Source organism: Pedobacter petrophilus (assembly GCF_009674725.1).
In the GTDB taxonomy this organism is placed as follows: domain Bacteria; phylum Bacteroidota; class Bacteroidia; order Sphingobacteriales; family Sphingobacteriaceae; genus Pedobacter; species Pedobacter petrophilus.
This window is the reverse complement of record NZ_WKKH01000008.1, coordinates 33,479-56,471: the sequence shown is the minus strand read 5'-3', so window position 1 is coordinate 56,471 and position 22,993 is coordinate 33,479. Positions and strand designations below refer to the sequence as shown.

Below are 22,993 nucleotides of genomic sequence, written 5' to 3'. Positions count from 1 at the left end.
TTGAAAGAAAGGTGCTGAAATAAATTCAGCATGACGAATTGGCTTAACGTTTTCCTTAAAAATATAGTGTATTAATTAGTAACGGCAAGTTACAAAATCATTGTTAAACAAAATAGCCAACAACAAAAAACCCTTTCAGCAAAAAACTGAAAGGGTTTCAAATATATCTTCGGACTCTTGATTACCAACTCCGGACTTTTATTTAGACTTGAGGCGCAGCTGGTTTTTCTGGTCTTGGCAATAAAACTTTTCTGGAAAGTTTCATTTTGCCTTGTTTATCGATGTCTAATAATTTAACCTCGATTTTATCACCTTCTTTCAATACACCATCCATGGTTTCTAAACGTTCCCATGAAATTTCAGAGATGTGTAATAAACCATCTTTACCTGGCATTACCTCAACAAATGCACCAAATGGCATAATTGATTTCACTTTACCCTGGTAAATTTCACCAATTTCTGGTTTGGCAACGATGTTACGGATACGGGTTACAGCTGAATCAATTGCAGCTTTATTATCAGCGAAAATTTCTACGATACCTTTACCATCAACTTCTTCGATAGAGATTGAAGCACCGGTTTCACGTTGCATTTCCTGAATAATTTTACCTCCGGGGCCGATAATAGCACCAATAAATTCTTTCTCGATAGTTAAAGAAACAATACGTGGAGCATGTGGTTTATAATCATCATTAGATTGAGCAATCGTTTTCTTCATCTCATTTAAGATGTGTAAACGACCCTCTTTGGCCTGCAATAAAGCTTTTGTTAAAACTTCATAAGATAAACCATTGATTTTTAAATCCATCTGGCAAGCAACAATACCATTTTCAGTACCTGTTACCTTAAAGTCCATATCACCTAAATGATCTTCATCACCTAAAATATCAGAAAGGATCGCATATTTACCAGTTTTCTCATCAGTAATTAAACCCATTGCAATCCCGGAAACCGGAGATTTGATTTTAATACCTGCATCCATCAGTGCCAGCGTACCCGCACAAACAGTTGCCATTGACGATGAACCGTTTGATTCTAAAATATCAGAAACGATACGGATAGTATATGGGTTAGCATCACCCTGTGGCAATACTTTTTTCAATGAACGTTGCGCTAAAGCACCATGACCAATTTCGCGGCGGCCGGCACCTCTGTTAGGTCTAACCTCGCCGGTTGAGAAACCAGGGAAATTATAGTGCAATAAGAATTTTTGATAACCATTAAAGAAAGCACCATCAATCATTTGCTCATCATCTTTACTACCTAAAGTAACTGATGTTAAAGATTGAGTTTCGCCACGTGTAAACACTGCCGAACCGTGTGCTGCCGGTAAATAACCTACTTCACTCCTGATTGGACGGATTTCTGTAGTTTTACGACCATCTAAACGAATACCTTCATCTAACAACAGATTTCTAATGGCATCATACTGAACATCATGGTAATAATGTTTAGCCATTGCTTTAGTTAAATCTGCAGTATCTTCTGGCATTGCCTCGAAAAACTCGTTGATAATTGCTGTGAAACCAACTTTACGCTCATCTTTATTAGAACCAGATTTTGCGATAGCATAAACTTTATCGTATGTATCAGCGAAAACTTTAGCTCTTAAATCAGCATCATGGTCTTCGTGGTTATATTCGCGTTTTACTGTTTTACCAGTTGCTTGAGTTAATTCAAGTTGTAAAGCACATTGTTTTTTAATTGCATCGTGTGCAAATTTCAATGCCTCAACCATTTCATCTTCCTGAATTTCATCACACTCACCTTCAACCATACCAATATCGTTAGCAGAACCAGCAACCATAAATTCTAAAGTTGCACGCTGTAATTCGCTCGCTAATGGATTGATTACCAGTTTGCCATCAATTTTAGCAACCCGTACTTCAGAGATCGGACCGTTAAAAGGAATATCTGATACCGCTAATGCAGCCGATGCAGCCAAACCAGCTAAACAATCAGGCATAATATCTTTATCAGCAGAAATTAATGAAATCATCACTTGTGTATCAGAGTGATAATCTGATGGGAACATTGGGCGTAAAGCTCTGTCTACCAAACGGGAAATTAAAACCTCGTAATCTGATAACCTGGCCTCACGACGTAAAAATCCACCTGGAATCCGGCCAGTTGCCGCGTATTTTTCTTGATAATCAACCGATAACGGTAAGAAATCAGTTCCTGGTTTAGCACCTATAGTAGATACTACAGTTGCTAACAACATGGTATCACCCATTTTTACTACAACCGAACCATCAGCTTGTTTAGCCAATTTACCAGTTTCAATTTCGATTGTTCTGCCGTCGCCTAAATCAAGCGACTTTTTTATTACATTCATTTAATTAGAATTATGGTGTGTTTTCCTCTTTGCCCACACCTTGTTTATACATGTTTTGTTTTTGCAAACGAAGATAAGATTTAAAACCCTATCTGTAATAATTCCCCATAAAAAATAAACAGGAAAAGTAAAAAGCCATTCTCTAAAGAATGGCTTTTATTGATAACATTACGCTTATTTTTGTTTAATGATATCACGAAGCGATAAAGCTTTAATGATAGCACGATAGCGCTCAATATCTTTTTTGTATAAGTAAGCCAAAATACCGCGGCGTTTACCTACCAATTTTTGAAGTGACAACTGAGTAGAGAAATCTTTACGATTTTTCTTTAAGTGTTCTGTTAAGTGCGCAATACGGTATGTAAATAACGCTACCTGACCTTCAGCAGAACCTGTGTTGGTTTCTACTTCGCCGTGTGTTTTAAAAATTTCGGCTTTCTTTTCTGTACTTAAATACATTCTTGAATAATATTAAAGTGTATAAAATTAATTAATTGCTGCAAAGGTAAAGGTATTTTTAGTTAAAAGCAAGAGGAATTAACCTATAGAATTTTATTGCTAAGCAATTGATTATTTGGAAAGCAACAATCTGATTTAGTAGATTAACCTTGAGGTGATTTTAATGGCTTCCCTCCCTTCATAGCGACTGAAATATGGTTGAGATGCAACACACTAAAGAAACGTTGCGGCAGTGTGGCTTAAATATAAAGCGTCGTGCTACGCAAGAATTGTTTCGCGGGGTATATTAATATCATATAGCTTTAAATTTCCCATCAACCCAAAAATACAAAAAACAGATGATAATATATCTTTATATCAAGATATCATGACGTCAAAACCTTACTTTTGTATAAAACCTTTACCCTTGGAAAAGAATCAATACAGTATTTTTGAAACCGAATTGCGTGTCCGTCCAGATGATATAGACATGTTTAATCACGTACATAACAGTAAATATCTGGATTATGTATTGGCTGCCCGTTATGAGCAAATGGAAAAATTTTACGGCATGCCCTGGGAGCATTTCACCCAATTAGGATTGGGTTGGGTAGTGAGTCACGTCGATATAAATTTCAAACGTCCTTTATTAATGAACGATCTGATGTTGATCAGAACCGGTATTTTGACCATGCATGAAAAAGGCTGCTCCGTTCAATTTGAAATTATCAACAAAAAAACGAATAAAGTAGCCTCTGACGGTATTTTTGATTATGTATTAATCGATTTGAATACAAGTAGGGGAACGAAAGTTTCCGAAGAAATGATCCTGGCATATAGTATTTAATCGCAATTAAATAATTCTTCATTTCGACTGAAAGGAAAAATCGTTTTAAATGCTTTACAATATCTGTCTTGGATTCTTTCAATTGCTATCCTCCCGGCAAAAAAGAACACCTTTTATTTACATCCGAACAAAGAAACTAATCAATCCCTTAAAAATCAGTCATTAAAACTTGACAATTAGAAAATTTAACTATCTTTGGCTTATCAAAAAATCAGAGCCATGATAGTATCTGCAATCCGATTTAGGTTCTAACCAACCGAGGATTTCCTTCCGTTTTAATTTTATAAAGAATGCTTAAGCGTATTCTTTGGTCTATTCATTACTTTTATTTCTTATTATATGTCACAGTCAACAAAGACACAGGGCAAACTATCATCATTTTTTGACCTCCTCGTACAGTCGTTAAAAGGCAACGAAGTTGATTTAACCTCCATTACAATTAAACGGGCAATTATCCTATTGGCTATTCCGATGATGCTGGAGATGGCAATGGAATCAGTATTTGCATTAGTTGATTTATATTTCGTTGGCCACCTCGAAAACAGTAGTCATGCAATACAAACCGTTGGATTAACAGAATCTGTTTTAACCATTATCTATTCGCTCGCTATCGGATTAAGTATGGCTGCTACGGCAGTCGTTGCAAGGAGAATTGGAGAAAAAAATCCCGAAGCGGCATCAAAGGCGGGTATGCAAACCATTGTGATAGCCGTTTTGATCAACATCATCATTACGATTCTCGGTTTGATTTATGCCAGAGATATTCTGCTTTTAATGGGCGCTTCCAAAGAAACAGCAGATCATGGTGCTACTTTTACACGGATTATGATGGGCGGAAGCATTATTATCGTATTACTCTTTTTAATTAACGGGATATTTCGGGGTGCAGGAAATGCGGCAATCGCCATGCGAAGTTTATGGATTGCCAATATTGCCAACATTATCCTCTGCCCTGTTTTCATCAACGGTTTTGGTCCTGTACCTGCATTCGGTTTAACTGGTGCGGCAATTGCCACAACAATTGGCAGAGGTTTGGGTGTAAGCTATCAAATCTATAATCTATTTAATGGTAGGAACGCGTTAAAAATTAGCATTAGCCATTTTATTCCTGATTTAAAACAAATTAAAGCAATTATAAAAGTTGCAGCCCCGGCAATTTTCCAGTTCGTGATCGCAAGCTGCAGTTGGGTGTTTTTGGCAGAGTTAGTGGCAACTACCGGTGGAGATGAAGGTTCTGCAGGTTATCAAACGGCCTTAAGATTAATGATGTTCTTCTTATTACCTGCCTGGGGATTAAGTAATGCCGCCGCAACTTTGGTTGGACAAAACCTCGGAGCCGGCCATATTGATCGCGCTGAAAAGTCTGTATATCAAACCATGAAGTATATTTTTGTTTTCATGGCAATTGTTACAGTTCTCTTTCTCACCTGTGGTCATCTTTTTGCTGCCTTTTTTACTTCCGATGAAAAAGTAATAGAAATAGCCAGTCGTGCATTGAAAATATTGAGTTTAGGATTTGTCATTTACGGAATGGGCATGGTACTTACCAGTGCTTTTAATGGAGCTGGCGATACCTGGACGCCAACTAAAATAAATGTGTTTGCGTTTTGGCTATTTCAGATCCCATTAGCTTACTTATTAGCTAAACATTTTGAGATGGGCCCGACGGGAGTATTTATTGCCATTCCTACCGCCGAAGTGGGGATTGCTGTAGCTGCCTTTATCCTATTTAAAAAGGGTAAATGGAAAAAAACGATCGTTTAAACTGAGGTGATTCCATTTGAAAAATGAGCAAAAATGACCGCTACCGGGCTAAGATTTTCCAACTTAAATTTTCCATTAAAAAGCATATCTTTGCGCAAAGATGAAGCATATACGTAATTTTTGCATTATAGCACATATCGACCATGGCAAGAGCACTTTGGCTGATAGGTTATTAGAATATACCGCGACGATTTCGCAGCGTGAGGCGCAGGCGCAATTGCTCGATAACATGGATTTGGAGCGTGAGCGAGGCATAACGATTAAAAGTCATGCCATACAAATGAATTATAAAGTAGGTGATATTGAATATAATTTCAACCTGATTGATACACCTGGACACGTCGATTTTTCATATGAAGTATCACGTTCTATTGCCGCTTGCGAGGGCGCTCTGCTTATTGTAGATGCTTCACAAGGCATTCAGGCCCAGACCATTTCAAACTTATACCTGGCGTTAGAACACGACCTGGAAATTATTCCAATTTTAAATAAAATGGATTTGCCCGGGGCAATGCCTGAGGAAGTAAAAGACCAGATTATTGATTTAATTGGCTGTAAACGCGAAGATATTATTCCAGCGTCTGGTAAAACCGGAATGGGAATTCCAGATATTATTCAGGCAATTGTAGACCGTGTTCCAGCTCCGGTTGGCGACCCAGAAGCACCTCTGCAAGCATTAATTTTCGACTCCGTTTTTAACTCATTCAGGGGAATTATTGCTTATTATAAAGTGATAAACGGCGAAATTAAAAAAGGTGATAAAGTTAAATTCATCAATACTGGTAAGCAATATTTAGCTGATGAAGTTGGGATTTTGAAACTGGATATGTCGCCGCGTAGCGTAGTTAAAACCGGTGATGTAGGCTACATTATTTCTGGTATTAAAGAAGCACGTGAGGTAAAAGTTGGTGATACCATTACAACTGTTGACAGACCATCTCTGGATTCGATTCAAGGTTTTGAAGAGGTTAAACCTATGGTTTTTGCTGGTATTTATCCTGTTGATACAGATGAATACGAAGAATTGCGTGAGGCGATGCACAAGCTGCAGTTAAACGATGCATCGATCGTTTTCGAACCGGAAAGTTCAGCGGCTCTGGGCTTTGGTTTCCGTTGCGGATTCTTGGGCATGCTACACATGGAAATTGTTCAGGAACGTTTAGAACGTGAATTCGACATGACCGTAATTACGACCGTTCCCAACGTATCGTACATTGCGCATACGACAAAAGGTGATGAATTTATTGTGAATAATCCATCTGATTTGCCTGACCCAAGTAAACTGGATTCGGTAGAAGAGCCTTTTATTAAAGCGAACATTATTACCAAAGCCGAATTTGTTGGCCCCGTAATGTCGCTTTGTATACAGAAAAGAGGAACGATCGTTAATCAATCTTATTTAACTTCCGATAGAGTTGAATTGGTTTTTGAAATGCCAATGGCTGAAATTGTCTTCGACTTTTATGATAAGTTGAAAACGATTTCTAAAGGTTACGCCTCTTTCGATTATCACCAGATTGGTTATCGTAAATCTGATTTGGTACGTTTAGATCTGTTGTTAAATGATGAACCTGTTGATGCTTTATCTTCACTAATTCACAAAAGTAACGCTTACGATTTCGGAAAGAAAATCTGCGAAAAATTGAGAGAATTAATTCCTCGTCAGCAATTTGAAATTAAAATACAGGCTTCTATCGGTGCGAAGGTTATTGCCCGTGAAACGCTTAGTGCTTTACGTAAAGATGTTACTGCTAAATGTTATGGTGGTGATATTTCCCGTAAACGTAAGTTGTTGGAAAAACAGAAAAAAGGTAAAAAACGGATGCGTCAGGTTGGAAACGTAGAGATTCCACAATCAGCATTTATGGCGGTTTTGAAATTGGATTAGATAAAATCAAGATACAGGTATCAAGTAGCGCGCTAATTGCTAATCTTGATACTTGATACTTACTACTCGATACTTTAAAAATGAAATTACTAGACGGAAAATACGTATCAGAAAAAGTAAAAATTCAGATTGCTGAAGAGGCTGCTGAGTTTCTGAGCAATACGGGGAGAAAACCCCATTTAGTTGCTATTTTAGTGGGTAACGATGGTGGAAGCGAAACTTACGTAGCCAGTAAAATGAAAAACTGTGAAAAGGTGGGTTTTAAATCATCTCTTCACAGATATGATAACTCGGTTACTGAAGCTGAATTATTAGCTAAAATCGAAGAAATTAACCAGGATGCTGATGTAGATGGTTTAATTGTTCAATTGCCTTTGCCAAAACACATTGATCCGGAAAAAGTAACGGAAACAATCGATCATCGAAAAGATGTGGATGGTTTTCACCCGGTTAATCTAGGTAGAATGATGCGTAATTTACCCTGTTTCATTCCGGCTACACCTTATGGAATCATGCTTATGTTGGAAGAATACAATATTGATACCGCCGGCAAACATTGCGTTGTAGTAGGTAGAAGTAATATTGTGGGGAGCCCGATGAGTATTTTAATGGCCCGCAATGCTAATCCTGGTAACTGTACGGTAACACTTACCCACTCCCGTACAAGAGATTTAAAAGAACAGATTCTTCAGGCAGACATTGTAATTGCGGCTATTGGTAAGAAAAATTTTGTGACGGCTGATATGGTTAAACCTGGTGCAATTATTATTGATGTTGGTATTAACCGCGAGACATCAACAGAAACCAAATCTGGTTTCAAGCTATATGGCGATGTGGATTTTGAAAATGTGGCTCCAAAAGCGTCTTACATTACGCCGGTTCCGGGTGGTGTTGGCTTGATGACAATTATCGGCTTGTTGAAGAATACACTTGCATCAGCAAGAAAAGAAATTTATTCTTAGGTAAAAGACTAAAGCGAAAACCAATCGTTTAAAAATATTGTAAGCAACTCATAATTCGGGTTGCTTTTTTTACGTATTGATTTTTTAAATTACACGTACATTTATTATATTTGTTTGTAAAACATAAGATAATGGATGCCAAACTTACTTTAAGCTTCAATCAGGATGTAGTAAATAAGGCTAAAAAATATGCCGCTGATCATAACATTAGCTTATCCAGGTTAATTGAACACCTTTTAATACAAGTTACCGCTACAGAATACAAATCATTAGAAGATTATCCGATCAGCGATTGGGTAAGTATGGTTGCCAAGGGTGAGGTAGAGTATAAAAAAACGGTTAAAACCAGTCGTAAATCGGCAAAGGATGAATTCTTTTCTTCTAAAAAATAGTCGATGTTACGAATATTTTTAGATGCTAATGTTCTGGTTTCTGTGTTAAATAAAGAATACCCACTTTTCACTTATTCATCCAGGATATTGAGTTTAGCATCACACCCGAAATTCGAAGTGTATACATCACCGCTTTGCCTGGCGATAGCATTTTACTTTGCTGAAAAGAAACACGGCGCCGCAATAGCTAAACAGAAGATAAATTTGCTTTGCCAGCATATAAAAATTGCAGAAAATTTATCTGATGGTGTTTCAGATACCCTATCTAATAAGAAAATTCATGACTTTGAAGATGGACTTGACTATTATGCAGCGCAACAAAAAGACTGCAAATGCATCATTACAGAAGATATTGAAGATTTCCATTTCTCCGACATTGAAGTTTTAAATTGCCAGGCATTTTTTAAAAGGCATTTATTAAATTAGTGCAATCAGTTGATATTGATTGCTATCAAAGAGCAGATTCATAATAATTAGATGAATAAATAAATTTCTGCCAATCAGGACACAAGTTCAAAAACCATTGCCATTCAACTTTAGCCAATGGCAAATCAATTTGAATCCCTATATAATTTCAAGTCTTTAACTCTCTCCTCCCGTCAAAATAAGTGTTTATATATCAGTGTTATTTCATCTTTCGATTAAATTTTAAATGAAGGGCAACTCCACCATATTTTTTTAGGATATTTGCATCCTCAAAAATGAAACAACATATACCAGAAGACGGCACATTACTTCCTTTAATGGAAGAGTTCTATACGATACAAGGCGAAGGATTTAACACTGGCATGGCAGCATATTTTATTCGTTTAGGCGGTTGTGATGTAGGTTGCCACTGGTGTGATGTAAAAGAAAGCTGGGACGCAGAAATGCATCCACTCACCCTATCGGATGTTATTGTCGATAATGCAGATAAATTCCCAGGCAAGGCAGTGGTGATTACTGGAGGCGAACCGCTGATTTACAATCTAGATTATTTAACGAATAAGCTAAAAGAAAGAGGAATTTTAACATTTATTGAAACTTCCGGCGCTTATCCACTTTCTGGAAACTGGGATTGGATTTGTTTGTCTCCTAAAAAATTCAAAGCTCCCCGTCCAGATATTACACCGTTTGCGCATGAGTTGAAAGTAATTGTCTTCAACAAAAGTGACTTTAAATGGGCTGAGGAATATGCAGCGATGGTATCCCCTACTTGCAAATTGTATTTACAGCCAGAATGGTCCAAATCAAAAGAGATTACACCCATGATCATTGAGTATGTAATGGCAAATCCGAAATGGGAAATTTCTTTACAAACACATAAATTTTTAAATATCCCTTAAAAAACGATACATTCGCTTAATAACCAATGTTTTGTCTATGAGGTTTCGCTTCTCCTTACTTTTTACACTAATTAGTCTTGGCGTTTTTGCTCAGGCATCAAATAATAAAAAGGCGCAAAGTTTTTTTGAACGCGCGGTTCCGTTGGTTGAAAAATTAGATTATCCAGCTGCAGAAGAAGTATTAAAAAGCGCAGTAGAAGCTGATCCAATGTTTCAACGCGCCTATATGCTGCTGGCTGATGTACAAAGGCTTCAAAAGAAATATGCCGATGCGAAAACCGGCTATCGAAAATCAGTTTTAATCAATTCAGATGTTCCACCGGCAGTACTTTATAGTTTAGCTGAAATGGAGTTTGCTACGAAGGAATTTGATCAAGCCAAAAAGCATTTCGCAGATTTTCTGATGCAGGACGCTTCTACAGATCGAGCAAAGAAAGCAAAAAAATATCTTCAGGATTGTGACTTCGCGGCTGCTGCAATCAATAAACCCGTAAAGTATACCCCAACAAATCTTGGTAAGGGCGTAAATACAGCAGCCGCAGAGTATTTCCCGGCGCTGACTGCAGACGGCGAGACACTAATTTTTACACGACAGGTTGGTGGTAACGAAGATTTCTGGACTTCACAATTTAAGAATAATTCGTGGACTGAAGCTACTCCGTTATCACCTAAGATTAACACCATAAAATATAATGAAGGCGCACAAACCATTTCTCCGGATGGGAAATACCTGTTTTTCACGGGCTGTAACCGTCCGGACGGTTTAGGCAGATGCGATATTTATGTATCACACCGTGAAGGCAAGGATTGGGGTGAGCCTTACAACGTTAGTAAACCGGTAAATTCAGAATATTGGGAATCTCAGCCTGCAATTAGCCCAGACGGACGAACATTATATTTCATAAGCAATCGGCCTGGTGGATCCGGAGGTTATGATATCTGGAAAAGTACCATTACAGATGATACCAGGTGGGGTGCTGCTGTAAATCTCGGTCCGGAGATAAACACCCCCTTTGATGAAAATACGCCATTTCTGCACGCGGATGGTAGAACACTATATTTTTCATCTGACGGTTGGCCAGGATTTGGTCACAAGGATATTTATTACAGCAGAATGGACGAGGCCGGAAAGTTTAAAAAGCCAGTAAATATGGGCTATCCTGTTAATTCTTTTGAAGATGAAAATGGTTTAATAGTAAGCGCTGATGGAAATTCCGGTATGTTCTCTTCCAATTTAAGTGATGGTTTTGGTATTCAGGATATTTATAGTTTTGGAATTCCAGAAGTCGCTAAGCCGCTTAAAATTTCTTACGTTAAAGGTATAGTAAAAGATAAGAATACCAGGAAAACAATTGAAAGCAACGTTCAGGTAATTGATTTAAAAACCAACAGACCTGTTTTTGATGATTATACAGATCCTCAAACGGGTGAATTTCTGGCTGTAATGCCGATTGGCAGTAACTATCTTTTTAATGTAAACGCCGACGGATATATGTTTTATTCTGAAAATTTTGAATTGAAACAGGGTGATATCAATAAACCCTATCAAGTAGAAGTATATATAGAGAGAATAAAGCCAGGCAGCAATGTCACTTTAAAAAATATATTTTTTGATACCAACCAGTTTAACTTGCTCCCGGCTTCGATACGTGAACTGGATTTGCTGATAGATTTTTTACAGCAAAATGCAGGTGTTCATATCGAAATTCAAGGATATACCGATAATATTGGCGATTATAAGCTAAACGAGAAATTGTCATTTGATCGGGCGAATGCCGTATATGGTTATCTAATTAAAAATGAAATCGACTCCAGGCGATTATCATTTAAAGGCTTCGGAGCAAGTAGCCCAATTGCAGATAACAAAACAGAAACAGGAAGGAAAAATAACCGCCGGACTTCATTTATGATCACAAAAATTTAAGTTAGCTGGTAAAATCTCGAGATAGTTAGCTTCATCCGCTTAAAGCAGTTAGCTAAGATCAAAAACCATATGGCAATACGATCAACGATAAATCAATTAAAATTTTCGACCTGTTAACACGCGAATTTCGGACCCCTCAGCCAGCATCACAGAATCTGGTTCGGCATTGTTTAAGAAAGCAAAATCATCTCCATAATTTAAGCTAAAATCGACGTTAATCTTGTAGCTTTTTACCGGGTATACTTCCCAGCGCGGATGCTCTACGCCATATTCTGATGTGCTGTTCGGGCCAATTTCAGTGTATCCCCAATAGTGTTCCGTAATGAATTCCTCCTCACTTCCAAATGGAATATCTACAGCTTTGGAAGATGCAGTGATTGCGAAGTTATACCATTTATCTGCCTTCCAAAGGTAATCTACTTTCAATTCACCAGCTGTTGCTGACCACACATGCTTCATGGGAAGTGTTTGATAATTCTCTTTATAAATGGTGTTGGCTACAAACGTTATTGCAGGCAAAGGAACGATCTCCTTTATAAATACTACCCCACGTTTCCACTCATCACCCTCTTTATATTTCACATAAAACCGAAGATTCACCTCCTCGAAATTAGTATGAAAAGGAATATTAACGCCTAAGAGCTTCACATTTACAAACATGAAGCCTACGAGACTAACATAATATTTACCCTTCCAATCATCTAACTCCGTATTTGGAGGAAGATATTTTTTCAAAATTTCTTTATCTACCGCATATTGCGCTAAAGCAAGTTTTCGCCATTCGGCGGTGAGGAACACTTTTGATTTGGCCAAATTTATAAGATTGCTTGTCTCACCCGAATAAGTTTAACTAATGTTTCTTCCAATAAATCTAAGTGCAACATGTTCGCACCATCAGATTTCGCATTAGCCGGATCAGGATGAGTTTCAATAAATAAGCCATCAGCACCCACTGCAATCGCAGCTTTTGCTATGGTAGATATTAATTCTGGCTTACCACCAGTTACACCACTACTTTGATTAGGCTGCTGCAAAGAATGTGTACAGTCCATTACAACTGGCACACCGAAACTCTGCATTTCCGGCAAGCCACGGTAATCAACAATCAGATCCTGATAACCGAAAGTATTTCCCCTGTCTGTTAAAATAACCTTATCATTGCCCGCTTCTTTTATTTTCTCTACGGCAAATTTCATAGAGCCTGCCGAAAGAAACTGACCCTTTTTTACGTTTACGACTTTGCCTGTATGCGCAGCTGCGATTAAAAGATCTGTTTGGCGACAAAGAAACGCTGGAATTTGCAGTACATCTACGTAAGCAGCAGCCATAGCAGCCTCATCACTTTCATGAATATCTGTTACGGTGGGCACACCAAACTCACGCCCAATTCGCTCTAAAATCTTTAAAGCTTTTTCATCGCCGATGCCGGTGAAAGAACTTCCTTTGCTTCTGTTTGCTTTGCGGTAAGATCCTTTAAAAATGTATGGAATTTGAAGCTTATCAGTAATGGATATAATCTTTTCTGCAATACGCAATGCGATATCTTCACCTTCTATTGCACAAGGACCAGCCATTAAAAAAAAGTTTCCTGATGCTGTATTTTTTATTTTATCTAAATAGTTTAACATAGTTGAGGTATGAGATAAGAGAAGTGAGATTTGAAACTATAGTGAAAATCACTCTTTTCTAAAATCTAACGACTCAAATCTATTTTTAGTTTCCTAGTTCTGACATGAATTTAATTCGCATGAGTTGAATTTCTTCACGCGTGTAATCCGTTTCACCGAGTTCATTCAGCGCCTCATCAATAGAGTCATTTTCTGCCGCTCTGAAATAATCGAAAACTTCATCTTGCCTGTCATCATCAATAACTTCATCAATGAAATAGTTAAGATTAAGCTTTGTTCCGGAGTTTACAATTGATTCAACTTCTTTTAAAATTTCTTCGTAAGTAATGCCTTTAGCGTCTGCAATATCTTCTAAACCGATTTGTCTATCAATATTCTGAATAATAGAGACCTTCATCTGCGATTTGTTCGCCTGCGTTTTGATGATTAAATCAATCGGACGTTCAATATCATTGTCTTCTACATACTTTTTAATTAACTCTATAAACGGCGTACCGAACTTCATCGCTTTGCCTGAACCTACACCTGAAATTTGCTTCAACTCTTCAGAAGTGATGGGATAATGTGTACACATTTCCTCCAAAGATGGATCTTGAAAAACAACAAATGGCGGAACACTTTTCTGCTTGGCAATTTTCTTACGTAAATCTTTAAGCAGCTGCAATAAATGCGTATCTAACGCCCCAGAACCTTGCTTTACATCATCGTCATCATCATCGGTACCGGTTTCTATAGGTTCATTTAAGATAAACTTCAAACTATAAGGGTTGATGATGAATTCTTTCCCCTGTTTAGTCAGTTTTAATAATCCATAATTGTCTACATCCTTAAAAAGATAGTTATTTAAAACTGCCTGGCGGATTACTGATTTCCAGAGCAGGATACCTTCTTCTTTTCCGATTCCAAATTCCAAAACCTTACTGTGCTCGTACGCAATGGTTTGTGCCGTTTCTAAGCCCAGAAAAACGTTTAATAAATGTGCATCATCAAACTTTTCGTCAGTTTTCTGAATGAACTTTAATAAGATAGACAGTTGTTCTTCTGCGTCAAATTGTTTTTTAGGTTTTTTGCAATTATCGCACATGCAATTACAGCCAGTTTCATTAAAGTTTTCACCAAAATAGTGCAGAATCTGCTTCCGGCGGCAAACGCCAGATTCTGCATAATCAATTACCTCTTTTAAGATCTGAGTACCTATTTCACGTTCCGAAACAGGCTTATCTTTCATAAATTTAGCCAGTTTGTCTACGTCTTTTTGTGCGTAAAAGGCAATGCAAATTCCTTCTCCGCCATCACGTCCGGCCCTACCTGTTTCCTGGTAATAGCCTTCCATACTTTTGGGCACATCATGATGAATAACAAAACGAACATCTGGTTTATCGATGCCCATCCCAAAAGCGATCGTGGCTACAATCACTTCTGCATCTTCCATTAAAAATTTATCCTGTGTGTCAGCCCTGATTTTTGGGTCTAAACCAGCATGATAAGGCAAAGCACTAATCCCATTCAAATTAAGGGCTTCAGCCACTTCCTCTACCTTTTTACGGCTGAGGCAATAAATAATTCCTGATTTACCCGGATTCGATTTAATGTATTTGATAATCTCTTTATTGATGTCGCGCTTTGGACGGATTTCATAAAAAAGATTCGGTCTGTTAAATGAAGATTTAAATAAGGTGGCTTCAGACATGCCAAGGTTCTTCACAATATCTTGCTGAACTTTTGGAGTTGCCGTAGCCGTAAGTGCAATGATTGGAATATTATCTCCCAGCCCGGCTATTACCTGTTTAATTTTTCGATATTCCGGTCTAAAATCATGTCCCCATTCCGAAATACAATGTGCCTCGTCTACTGCTACAAACGAAATTTTTATCAGGTTTAAAAACTCAATATTATCTTGTTTAGCTAACGATTCTGGCGCAACGTATAATAGTTTAGTTTGCCCGCTAAGCAGGTCAGACTTTACCTGCGTAATTTCAGATTTGTTTAAAGATGAGTTAAGAAAATGAGCAATACTATCATTTCCACCAAAGGCCCTTAACTGGTCCACCTGGTTTTTCATTAATGCAATGAGGGGCGAAATTACAATCGCTGTTCCTTCACTCATTAAAGCCGGTAATTGATAGCAAATAGACTTCCCTCCGCCCGTTGGCATAATAACAAAAGTATTATTGCCTTCTAAAATATTTGTTATGATCGACTCCTGATCACCTTTGAAATTATCAAACCCGAAGAAATTTTGCAGGTTATCAAATAACGACTTTTTCACGTCCATTTTGTGTAATAAAATATGCGATGCTATTTTTCTATCCAAAATAACATAATTTTACAACAATTTCAAGTATCAACAAACAATTATTTTCTCTTTGAAAAGTAAAAAATATATTCTCCAGTCGGCCATAAGTACATTAGAGCTCGAAGCAGCAGCAATATTGAATGTTGCCAGGAATTTAAACGACGATTTTGAAAAGGCAGTATCGGCGATTTTAAATTGTAACGGCCGCGTAATTGTAACCGGAATAGGCAAAAGTGCGATAATTGCCCAGAAGATTGTAGCTACTTTTAATTCTACCGGCACGCCTGCAATTTTTATGCATGCCGCAGATGCAATCCACGGTGATTTAGGGATGATTCAACGAAACGATATAATCATTTGCTTATCAAAGAGTGGAAATACACCCGAAATTAAAGTTCTGGTTCCCCTGCTCAAATCTGCAGGAAATACGTTAATTGGAATGGTTGGCGAAATCCATTCTTTTTTAGCAGAACAGGCGAATTTAATTTTAAATACTTCTTTCGAAAAAGAGGCTTGTCCACATAATCTGGCACCAACAACCAGCACAACTGCTCAATTGGCTTTAGGTGATGCTTTGGCCATTTGCCTTTTAGAATGCAGGGACTTTAATGAAGCTGATTTTGCCAAATATCATCCGGGTGGATCTTTAGGTAAAAAACTCTATTTAAAAGCAGGTGATCTGGCCTCCACCAATGAAAAACCATCTATTAGTCCATCCGCCCCGGTAAAAGATGTTTTAATAGAAATTAGTAAAAACCGTTTAGGTGCCGTTGCTGTTGTTGATGAGGTAAATTCTGTAGTTGGCGTAATTACGGATGGCGACATTCGGAGGATGCTGGAGAATAATGGTTCAATTGTAGGATTGAAAGCGGAAGATATCATGGGAAGGCTGCCCAAAAGTATACAATATGACTCACTTGCGGTTGATGCGCTACACATAATTAAGGAAAATAACATTACACAGTTGCTAGTGTTAGAACAAAATACTTACTTTGGAATAATCCATCTGCATGATCTCCTAAATGAAGGGATTGTGTAACATTAAAAAACAAAATGAATAAAGATTACTATGCACTTATTATGGCTGGCGGAGTCGGAAGTCGCTTTTGGCCCGTTAGTAGAACAGAATACCCAAAACAGTTTATCGATTTTTTCGGCGTTGGTAAAACGCTGATTCAGAGCACATACGAAAGATTTTTAAGGATCTGTCCACCGGAAAATATTTTCATCGTAACCAACGATATTTACTCAGATTTAATAAAAGAACAGATTCCCGAATTAAGTGATAATCAGATTCTTGCGGAGCCTTTGATGAGAAATACCGGTCCTTGTATAGCCTACGGGAGTTTCAAAATTGCTGAACTTAATCCAAATGCAACAATCGTTGTGGCACCATCTGACCATACTATTGCTGATCTGGATGGTTTTGTAGATTCGATTGAGCAATCTTTAGCGGCTGCTTCTAAAAATGATTGTCTGATCACTTTAGGCATTAAACCTAACCGTCCTGATACAGGTTACGGTTACATCCAGCATACTGATCATGTATTGAATACAGATACGGATTTACATAAAGTTAAAACCTTTACCGAAAAACCGAATTTAGAACTTGCCAAATCATTTATTCAAAGCGGCGATTTCTTATGGAATGCCGGTATCTTCATCTGGTCGGCACGTGCGATATTAAATTCATTCGAAAAGCATTTGCCGGATATGTATGAAATTTTCAATGTTGGCAGATCTGATTTGAATACAGTTGGCGAGAAAGAATTTATCAATAACGCATATTTTCAATGTACCAATATTTCTATCGACTTCGGTATTATGGAGAAGGCAGATAATGTTTATGTTCTTCCTTCAGACTTTGGCTGGTCAGATCTTGGAACCTGGGCTTCTATTTATGAAATGGCTGATAAAGATTATGTAGGTAATGCAGTGATTCCATCTGAACAGGTAATTATGTTCGATTCTTCTAATTGTATGGTTAATGTACCCAAAGAAAAATTAGTGATTCTGAATGGACTGCACGACTATATTGTGGTGGAGAACAACAATATGTTGATGATTTGTCCAAGAAATGAAGAGCAAAAAGTTAAAGAGTTTGTGGCTGAAGTGAAATCCCGCTTCGGTAATAAATTCATCTAGATATAGAGCTGAATCGCGTAAGAATTTCCATTACTACGCGATTCAGTTTTTTTAGCTTAAATTAAATGCTCCGTTGTCTTACCGCTTCGTACAAAATTACACCAGCTGAAACAGAAACATTCAGTGATTCTATTTTACCAGCCATTGGTATTTTTGCCAAATGATCGGCCACACGCAGCAGCTCATTTGAAATGCCCTCATCTTCCGATCCCATTACAATCGCCGTTGGCATCGTATAATCCGGTGAGTAAATTAAATCGCTTGTTTTTTCAGTACAGGCAACAATTTGTAAACCACTTTCTTGTAGATACAGGCAAATTTTATGAAGGTTGGCATGTCTGCAGATTGGGATATTAAATAAAGCTCCGGCTGAAGTTTTAATTGCATCTGCATTTATTTGTGCCGCATTTTTTAATGGCACTACAATGGCATGTACACCAACGCAGGCCGCTGTACGGGCAATAGCACCCATGTTACGCACATCGGTAACACTATCCAATACCAAAATCAATGGCACCTCTCCTTTTTCGAATATAGCAGGAACAATATCTTCAATGTTTTGATAAGTAATTGGTGATATTACCGCGATAACCCCCTGGTGGTTTTTTTGCGACATGCGGTTCAATTTTTCAACCGGAACCGAATTTAAAGGGATCAGTGTATCTTTTAATAAAGCTTTTAACTCTAAAAAAAGTTCTCCGCCCAAGCCGCGTTGCTGATAAATCGTTTCAATATCTCTTCCAGCCTTCACCGCTTCTATAACAGCTCTGATGCCAAATACAAACTCATTATTCTCTTTTGCGCGTTGCGGTCTTCTTAAATTATCCATGTTTTGAAATTGTTAGGCAAAAGTATTCAAATAATTGCTTTAGCCCTAATCTATCTGATGCTTATTGCCAACTAATTTCCTGTCCATTTGTAAAGTTCAAAAAAGAAATTTATTCTATTCCAATTTGTTAACAAACTGCTAGTAACTTGTTAAACCAATCCGCTAAACTTTTCGTTACTTTTGTAGAATGAGTATCGATAACGGACAAGGTGGAAAAAATAGTTTAACAGCGAGAAAAGCACGGCTCACCAGCACAGTAAGTACGATGGGGAAATTACCCCCACAGGCTTTAGATCTGGAAGAAGCTGTTTTAGGAGCTTTAATGCTTGAAAAAGATGCTTTGTCTGCTGTAATTGATATTTTAAAACCAGAAGTTTTCTATCAGGAAGCGCATCAAAAGATTTTCGAAGCCATTCACATGCTTTTCGAAAAATCTAAACCTGTAGATATTTTAACGGTAACAGCAGAACTTCGCCAGATGGGTTCGCTGGAAATGGTAGGCGGTGCCTATTACATCACTAATCTCACCAATCGGGTTGCCTCAGCAGCGAACATAGAATTCCACGCCAGGATCATTTCTCAGAAATATATTCAGCGGGAATTAATCAGGATTTCTACAGACATTATCACAACTGCTTACGAAGATACCGCTGATATTTTCGATTTACTGGATCATGCAGAAAAGGGTTTATTTGATATTGCTCAAAATAACTTGCGGAGAGATACCCAGAAAATGGACGATATCATTAAGCAATCTTTAGCAACGTTAGAAGAATTAAGAACCAAAACAGATGGATTAACGGGTGTACCAACCGGGTTTACCGGGTTAGACCGAATTACTGGTGGCTGGCAAAAGCAGGATTTAGTAATCATTGCTGCTCGTCCTGCGATGGGAAAAACAGCATTCGTTTTAACCTGTGCAAGAAATGCTACGGTAGATTTTCAAAAGCCTACGGTGGTTTTTTCACTGGAGATGTCATCTGTTCAGCTGGTAAATCGTTTGATTTCCGGAGAAGCAGAAATTGAACAGGAAAAAATCAGAAAAGGGAACTTGCAGGAATGGGAATGGCAACAACTTCACAGCAAAATAGGCCGTTTAACTGAAGCCCCTTTATTAATCGATGATACGCCAGCTCTAAATATTTTTGAGTTCAGGGCAAAATGCAGAAGGTTAAAATCTCAATATGATATTCAGTTGGTCATTGTAGATTACTTGCAGCTGATGCACGGTAAGGGCGAAGGAAAAGGTGGCGGTAACCGTGAGCAGGAAATTGGTAGTATCTCCAGGGCATTAAAATCTGTTGCTAAAGAATTAGATGTTCCTGTATTGGCACTCTCACAGTTGAGTCGTGCGGTAGAGAGCAGGCCCGGTTTACAGGGTAAGCGACCAATGCTATCCGATTTGAGGGAATCTGGATCTATTGAGCAGGATGCGGATATGGTTTTATTCTTATATCGACCGGAATATTACGGAATTACCGAAGATGAACAGGGCAGATCTCAGGCGGGTATTGCTGAGGTAATTATCGCAAAACACAGAAACGGTGAAACTGGAATTGTTCCACTTAAATTTATTGGTAAATTCGTTAAGTTTACCGATTTGGAAGAAGATTTTACAGCACCAACATCTTTCGCAGCAGCTGATCCTTCTGCAGGAATGTACCCTTCCCAGGATTTTGAAAAACAAAGTAACGTAATTATCCGCCCATCTAAAATGGATGATTATAATGATGATGATCCACCGTTTTAGTCAGAAAATATCAACAATAATAATAAGCAGGGAAATCAGTCATTTCCCTTTTTTTATGCCTTATAAATTATACTAAAACAAATATCCGATCAGGATTCCAGCCAAAACAATTACCGGCGGGCTGATCTTGGTGAAATTAAGGAGCGCAAACGTGGCCAACATAATTCCCAGAAACAACCAATTCATCCCCATGGGAATTAAAAGCAAAATAAAAGCCGCAATAATAAAGCCGACACTAACTGCGTTGATTCCCCCTAAACTGTGTCTTATTCTAGAGATCTTTTTTAAGTCATCCCAAAAAGGAACGATAAACAGCACCAGAATTAAACCGGGCAAATTGATTCCAACTACCCCAATTAAGCCACCTAGTATTTGACCTGAAAGGCCGTAGCCGAAATTCTTCATGCTTAACGCCCCTAAATAACTGGTAAATGAAAACGTTGGGCCTGGTAGTGCCTGTTGCAGGGCAAAACCAGACAAGAAACCAGGTGCTGCTAGATAATGCTTCATGTCAACGAATTCGGTGAACATCAATGGCACTAGCACTTGCCCTCCGCCAAAAACCAGAATCCCGTTACGGTAAAAATTTTCCAGCAAGCGGATAGGTAAACTAAATGGAGATGTTCTGTTGATGATCGCTCCTACCAATGCAAATAATAACAATGCCCCTAAGAAGTAGATCATCTTTTTCGGATTCAGATTTGAAAAAAGTCTTACCCTTAATTCCGTTTCCTCTTTTGGTGTTTCAATAGCGGAGGAAATGATGCCGCCTACCAGAATGGCTAAAGGAAAAACATATGCGTTCCTTAATACAAAAGTAGCTACAACTGATCCAATAGCCAGAAATATAGACACTTGTGATGTTAATACCTTCCGGCCTAACTTCCAGGCACCATAGGCCACAATTCCTAACGCAATTGGCTGAATGTATTCCAGCACATCGTTAAACTTTTGTTTTTGATCTAACAAGGCATAGCTGATGGCGGCGAAAGTCATAATGGCCGCTGTTGGGAGTATCCAGATCAGAAATGTAATGATCGCCAGCTTAAGCTTACCCACTTTCCAGGCAATTCCTACTAAGGTTTGCGTAGAAGCTGGTCCTGGTAAAACTTGTGCTAAAGCATTTAATTCCAATAATTCTTCTTCTGAAATGAACTTTGCACTGTGTACGAAATATTTTAATAACAGGGCCAGATGGGCTTGTGCACCACCGAAAGATGTAAAAGTAAAAAACAGTACGTTACGAAGAAATAACCACTGTTTCTTTGCGGAAATAGGTTTAGTTTGCATTAAGAATGAATATTTAGAACAGCAAAAGAATTAATCATCTTCATAATCTAAACCTGCGGCGGTGTTATATGCACCTTGCAATTCGGAAAATGCATGCATATCCCGTTTGTTTCTGGCTGTTACCATTCCTTTCTGATAAACTTCGATTGCTTTCTCTTTTTGTCCGTCTTTCTCATAAAGCTTGCCCAAATGATAATAAGTTCCAACATAATCCGGGTGATTATCAGTTAACTGAAGGTAAAAAGAATACGCTTTTTCAGCATCATTTTGATTGTTATACTCTGTGGCTAAGGCATATAGGATAAACGGGTCGTTAGGTTCACTTTCTAAAAACTCCAATAACTTGGCTAAACGGGTTGATGACATTTTATTTCCTTGCTTTTTTAATTAAATTTGCAGAAAGACCTTATATATAAATCTCAATAAATATGAAAATATTAGTTTGTATCAGTAACGTGCCCGACACGACGACAAAAATAACTTTTACCAACGATAATACCGAATTCAATACTGCAGGAGTGCAATATATTGTAAATCCTTATGATGAGATCGCTTTATCAAGAGCAATTGAACTTACTGAAGGTGGTAAGGGAACGATAACTGTTATCAATGTTGGTGAAGCCGGGAATGATCCAACGGTTAGAAAAGCATTGGCCATTGGTGCTGATGAAGCTGTTCGGGTGAACGCAGCTCCACGCGATGCATATTTCGTTGCAAAACAGATCGCAGAATACGCAAGAGATAAAGATTACGCCATGATTCTTACCGGGCGTGAATCTATCGACTATAATGGAAACCAGGTTGCTGCAATGGTTGGAGAATTTTTAGATATTCCATCCATTTCAATTATTAAAAAGTTAGACTTTGATGGTACTTCGGCAACGATCGAAAGAGAAATTGAAGGTGGTAAGGAAGTGGTAACGGTGTCTGGTAAATTTGTGGCCAGCTGCGCGGAAGGTGTTGCGGAACCTAAAATTCCAAACATGCGTGGAATTATGAGTGCGAGAACCAAGCCTTTAACCGTGATTGAAGCGGTAGCCATTGATGCAGTAACGAAGGTAGCTAAATATGAAACTCCTGCACCACGCGGAGCTGTAAAGCTAGTTCCTGCTGATCAGACTGAATCACTTATTGGTTTACTACATAGCGAAGCTAAAGTAATCTAAACCGTTAGCTG

Annotated in this window: 20 protein-coding genes; 12 read left to right on the top strand and 8 right to left on the bottom strand. The window is 38.1% G+C overall.

Features of this window, described 5'->3' with window-relative positions:
• Positions 1 to 202 precede the first annotated feature (202 nt).
• Both pnp and rpsO read right to left on the bottom strand, forming a co-directional pair.
• The gene (gene pnp, locus GJU39_RS07185) at positions 203 to 2,338 is read right to left on the bottom strand and encodes a polyribonucleotide nucleotidyltransferase (protein WP_154280078.1); all 2,136 of its coding nucleotides are present in this window, start codon (positions 2,336 to 2,338) and stop codon (positions 203 to 205) included.
• 174 nt (positions 2,339 to 2,512) lie between these two features.
• The gene (gene rpsO, locus GJU39_RS07180; RefSeq protein WP_131537188.1) at positions 2,513 to 2,797 is read right to left on the bottom strand and encodes a 30S ribosomal protein S15; all 285 of its coding nucleotides are present in this window, start codon (positions 2,795 to 2,797) and stop codon (positions 2,513 to 2,515) included.
• Between the two features lie 406 nt (positions 2,798 to 3,203).
• Here rpsO and GJU39_RS07175 point away from each other — a divergent pair, with 406 nt between their 5' ends.
• From GJU39_RS07175 to GJU39_RS07140, 8 genes are all read left to right on the top strand, one after another.
• Positions 3,204 to 3,623 carry an acyl-CoA thioesterase gene (locus GJU39_RS07175; RefSeq protein WP_245227713.1) on the top strand — a complete coding sequence of 140 codons (420 nt, stop codon included), beginning with the start codon at positions 3,204 to 3,206 and terminating at the stop codon, positions 3,621 to 3,623.
• A 339-nt stretch (positions 3,624 to 3,962) separates the two neighbouring features.
• On the top strand, positions 3,963 to 5,387 hold the full coding sequence (locus GJU39_RS07170) for an MATE family efflux transporter (protein WP_154280074.1): 1,425 nt from the start codon (positions 3,963 to 3,965) through the stop codon (positions 5,385 to 5,387).
• Positions 5,388 to 5,487: 100 nt separating this feature from the next.
• The gene (gene lepA, locus GJU39_RS07165; RefSeq protein WP_154280073.1) at positions 5,488 to 7,275 is read left to right on the top strand and encodes a translation elongation factor 4; all 1,788 of its coding nucleotides are present in this window, start codon (positions 5,488 to 5,490) and stop codon (positions 7,273 to 7,275) included.
• Positions 7,276 to 7,355: 80 nt separating this feature from the next.
• Positions 7,356 to 8,237, top strand: coding sequence for a bifunctional 5,10-methylenetetrahydrofolate dehydrogenase/5,10-methenyltetrahydrofolate cyclohydrolase (locus tag GJU39_RS07160; protein WP_154280071.1), 882 nt, complete (start codon positions 7,356 to 7,358; stop codon positions 8,235 to 8,237).
• Between the two features lie 131 nt (positions 8,238 to 8,368).
• A complete protein-coding gene (locus GJU39_RS07155) occupies positions 8,369 to 8,629 on the top strand; it encodes a DUF6364 family protein (protein ID WP_154280069.1) in 261 nt (86 codons plus the stop codon).
• Positions 8,630 to 8,632: 3 nt separating this feature from the next.
• Entirely contained in the window at positions 8,633 to 9,055 is a 423-nt protein-coding gene (locus GJU39_RS07150; RefSeq protein ID WP_154280067.1) for a type II toxin-antitoxin system VapC family toxin, read from the top strand.
• A gap of 275 nt (positions 9,056 to 9,330) precedes the next feature.
• On the top strand, positions 9,331 to 9,954 hold the full coding sequence (locus tag GJU39_RS07145) for a 7-carboxy-7-deazaguanine synthase QueE (protein ID WP_154280065.1): 624 nt from the start codon (positions 9,331 to 9,333) through the stop codon (positions 9,952 to 9,954).
• Between the two features lie 37 nt (positions 9,955 to 9,991).
• Positions 9,992 to 11,878, top strand: a complete 1,887-nt coding sequence (locus tag GJU39_RS07140; RefSeq protein WP_154280063.1) for an OmpA family protein — start codon at positions 9,992 to 9,994, stop codon at positions 11,876 to 11,878.
• Positions 11,879 to 11,974: 96 nt separating this feature from the next.
• Here GJU39_RS07140 and GJU39_RS07135 read toward each other — a convergent pair whose 3' ends face one another.
• The 3 genes from GJU39_RS07135 to recQ form a co-directional block, all read right to left on the bottom strand.
• Entirely contained in the window at positions 11,975 to 12,691 is a 717-nt protein-coding gene (locus GJU39_RS07135) for a YqjF family protein (protein WP_154280061.1), read from the bottom strand.
• Between the two features lie 2 nt (positions 12,692 to 12,693).
• The gene (gene kdsA, locus GJU39_RS07130; protein WP_154280060.1) at positions 12,694 to 13,506 is read right to left on the bottom strand and encodes a 3-deoxy-8-phosphooctulonate synthase; all 813 of its coding nucleotides are present in this window, start codon (positions 13,504 to 13,506) and stop codon (positions 12,694 to 12,696) included.
• Between the two features lie 85 nt (positions 13,507 to 13,591).
• Positions 13,592 to 15,781, bottom strand: a complete 2,190-nt coding sequence (recQ, locus tag GJU39_RS07125) for a DNA helicase RecQ (protein WP_154280189.1) — start codon at positions 15,779 to 15,781, stop codon at positions 13,592 to 13,594.
• Positions 15,782 to 15,872: 91 nt separating this feature from the next.
• On the opposite strand from recQ, the gene GJU39_RS07120 reads away from it, so the two are divergent.
• Together GJU39_RS07120 and GJU39_RS07115 are read left to right on the top strand one after the other, a co-directional pair.
• On the top strand, positions 15,873 to 16,841 hold the full coding sequence (locus GJU39_RS07120; protein WP_154280058.1) for a KpsF/GutQ family sugar-phosphate isomerase: 969 nt from the start codon (positions 15,873 to 15,875) through the stop codon (positions 16,839 to 16,841).
• Positions 16,842 to 16,855: 14 nt separating this feature from the next.
• Complete coding sequence (locus GJU39_RS07115; RefSeq protein ID WP_154280056.1) at positions 16,856 to 17,947, top strand: mannose-1-phosphate guanylyltransferase; 1,092 nt, start codon at positions 16,856 to 16,858, stop codon at positions 17,945 to 17,947.
• A 61-nt stretch (positions 17,948 to 18,008) separates the two neighbouring features.
• On the opposite strand, the gene rlmB is transcribed toward GJU39_RS07115, so the two are convergent.
• The gene (gene rlmB / locus GJU39_RS07110; protein WP_154280054.1) at positions 18,009 to 18,776 is read right to left on the bottom strand and encodes a 23S rRNA (guanosine(2251)-2'-O)-methyltransferase RlmB; all 768 of its coding nucleotides are present in this window, start codon (positions 18,774 to 18,776) and stop codon (positions 18,009 to 18,011) included.
• Positions 18,777 to 18,963: 187 nt separating this feature from the next.
• On the opposite strand from rlmB, the gene dnaB reads away from it, so the two are divergent.
• The gene (dnaB, locus tag GJU39_RS07105; RefSeq protein WP_154280052.1) at positions 18,964 to 20,526 is read left to right on the top strand and encodes a replicative DNA helicase; all 1,563 of its coding nucleotides are present in this window, start codon (positions 18,964 to 18,966) and stop codon (positions 20,524 to 20,526) included.
• A 72-nt stretch (positions 20,527 to 20,598) separates the two neighbouring features.
• Here dnaB and chrA read toward each other — a convergent pair whose 3' ends face one another.
• Entirely contained in the window at positions 20,599 to 21,816 is a 1,218-nt protein-coding gene (gene chrA, locus GJU39_RS07100) for a chromate efflux transporter (RefSeq protein ID WP_154280050.1), read from the bottom strand.
• Positions 21,817 to 21,846: 30 nt separating this feature from the next.
• On the bottom strand, positions 21,847 to 22,182 hold the full coding sequence (locus tag GJU39_RS07095; RefSeq protein WP_154280048.1) for a tetratricopeptide repeat protein: 336 nt from the start codon (positions 22,180 to 22,182) through the stop codon (positions 21,847 to 21,849).
• Between the two features lie 62 nt (positions 22,183 to 22,244).
• Here GJU39_RS07095 and GJU39_RS07090 point away from each other — a divergent pair, with 62 nt between their 5' ends.
• Positions 22,245 to 22,982, top strand: a complete 738-nt coding sequence (locus GJU39_RS07090; RefSeq protein WP_154280046.1) for an electron transfer flavoprotein subunit beta/FixA family protein — start codon at positions 22,245 to 22,247, stop codon at positions 22,980 to 22,982.
• Positions 22,983 to 22,993: the final 11 nt, after the last annotated feature.

Bases quoted from the DNA above. Each gene is read 5' to 3' on its own strand.
- pnp (WP_154280078.1), bottom strand. From the start codon at position 2,338: ATGAATGTAATAAAAAAGTCGCTTGATTTAGGCGACGGCAGAACAATC.
- rpsO (WP_131537188.1), bottom strand. From the start codon at position 2,797: ATGTATTTAAGTACAGAAAAGAAAGCCGAAATTTTTAAAACACACGGC.
- GJU39_RS07170 (WP_154280074.1), top strand. From the start codon at position 3,963: ATGTCACAGTCAACAAAGACACAGGGCAAACTATCATCATTTTTTGAC.
- lepA (WP_154280073.1), top strand. From the start codon at position 5,488: ATGAAGCATATACGTAATTTTTGCATTATAGCACATATCGACCATGGC.
- GJU39_RS07160 (WP_154280071.1), top strand. From the start codon at position 7,356: ATGAAATTACTAGACGGAAAATACGTATCAGAAAAAGTAAAAATTCAG.
- GJU39_RS07155 (WP_154280069.1), top strand. From the start codon at position 8,369: ATGGATGCCAAACTTACTTTAAGCTTCAATCAGGATGTAGTAAATAAG.
- GJU39_RS07150 (WP_154280067.1), top strand. From the start codon at position 8,633: ATGTTACGAATATTTTTAGATGCTAATGTTCTGGTTTCTGTGTTAAAT.
- GJU39_RS07145 (WP_154280065.1), top strand. From the start codon at position 9,331: ATGAAACAACATATACCAGAAGACGGCACATTACTTCCTTTAATGGAA.
- GJU39_RS07140 (WP_154280063.1), top strand. From the start codon at position 9,992: ATGAGGTTTCGCTTCTCCTTACTTTTTACACTAATTAGTCTTGGCGTT.
- kdsA (WP_154280060.1), bottom strand. From the start codon at position 13,506: ATGTTAAACTATTTAGATAAAATAAAAAATACAGCATCAGGAAACTTT.
- recQ (WP_154280189.1), bottom strand. From the start codon at position 15,781: ATGGACGTGAAAAAGTCGTTATTTGATAACCTGCAAAATTTCTTCGGG.
- GJU39_RS07115 (WP_154280056.1), top strand. From the start codon at position 16,856: ATGAATAAAGATTACTATGCACTTATTATGGCTGGCGGAGTCGGAAGT.
- rlmB (WP_154280054.1), bottom strand. From the start codon at position 18,776: ATGGATAATTTAAGAAGACCGCAACGCGCAAAAGAGAATAATGAGTTT.
- dnaB (WP_154280052.1), top strand. From the start codon at position 18,964: ATGAGTATCGATAACGGACAAGGTGGAAAAAATAGTTTAACAGCGAGA.
- chrA (WP_154280050.1), bottom strand. From the start codon at position 21,816: ATGCAAACTAAACCTATTTCCGCAAAGAAACAGTGGTTATTTCTTCGT.
- GJU39_RS07095 (WP_154280048.1), bottom strand. From the start codon at position 22,182: ATGTCATCAACCCGTTTAGCCAAGTTATTGGAGTTTTTAGAAAGTGAA.
- GJU39_RS07090 (WP_154280046.1), top strand. From the start codon at position 22,245: ATGAAAATATTAGTTTGTATCAGTAACGTGCCCGACACGACGACAAAA.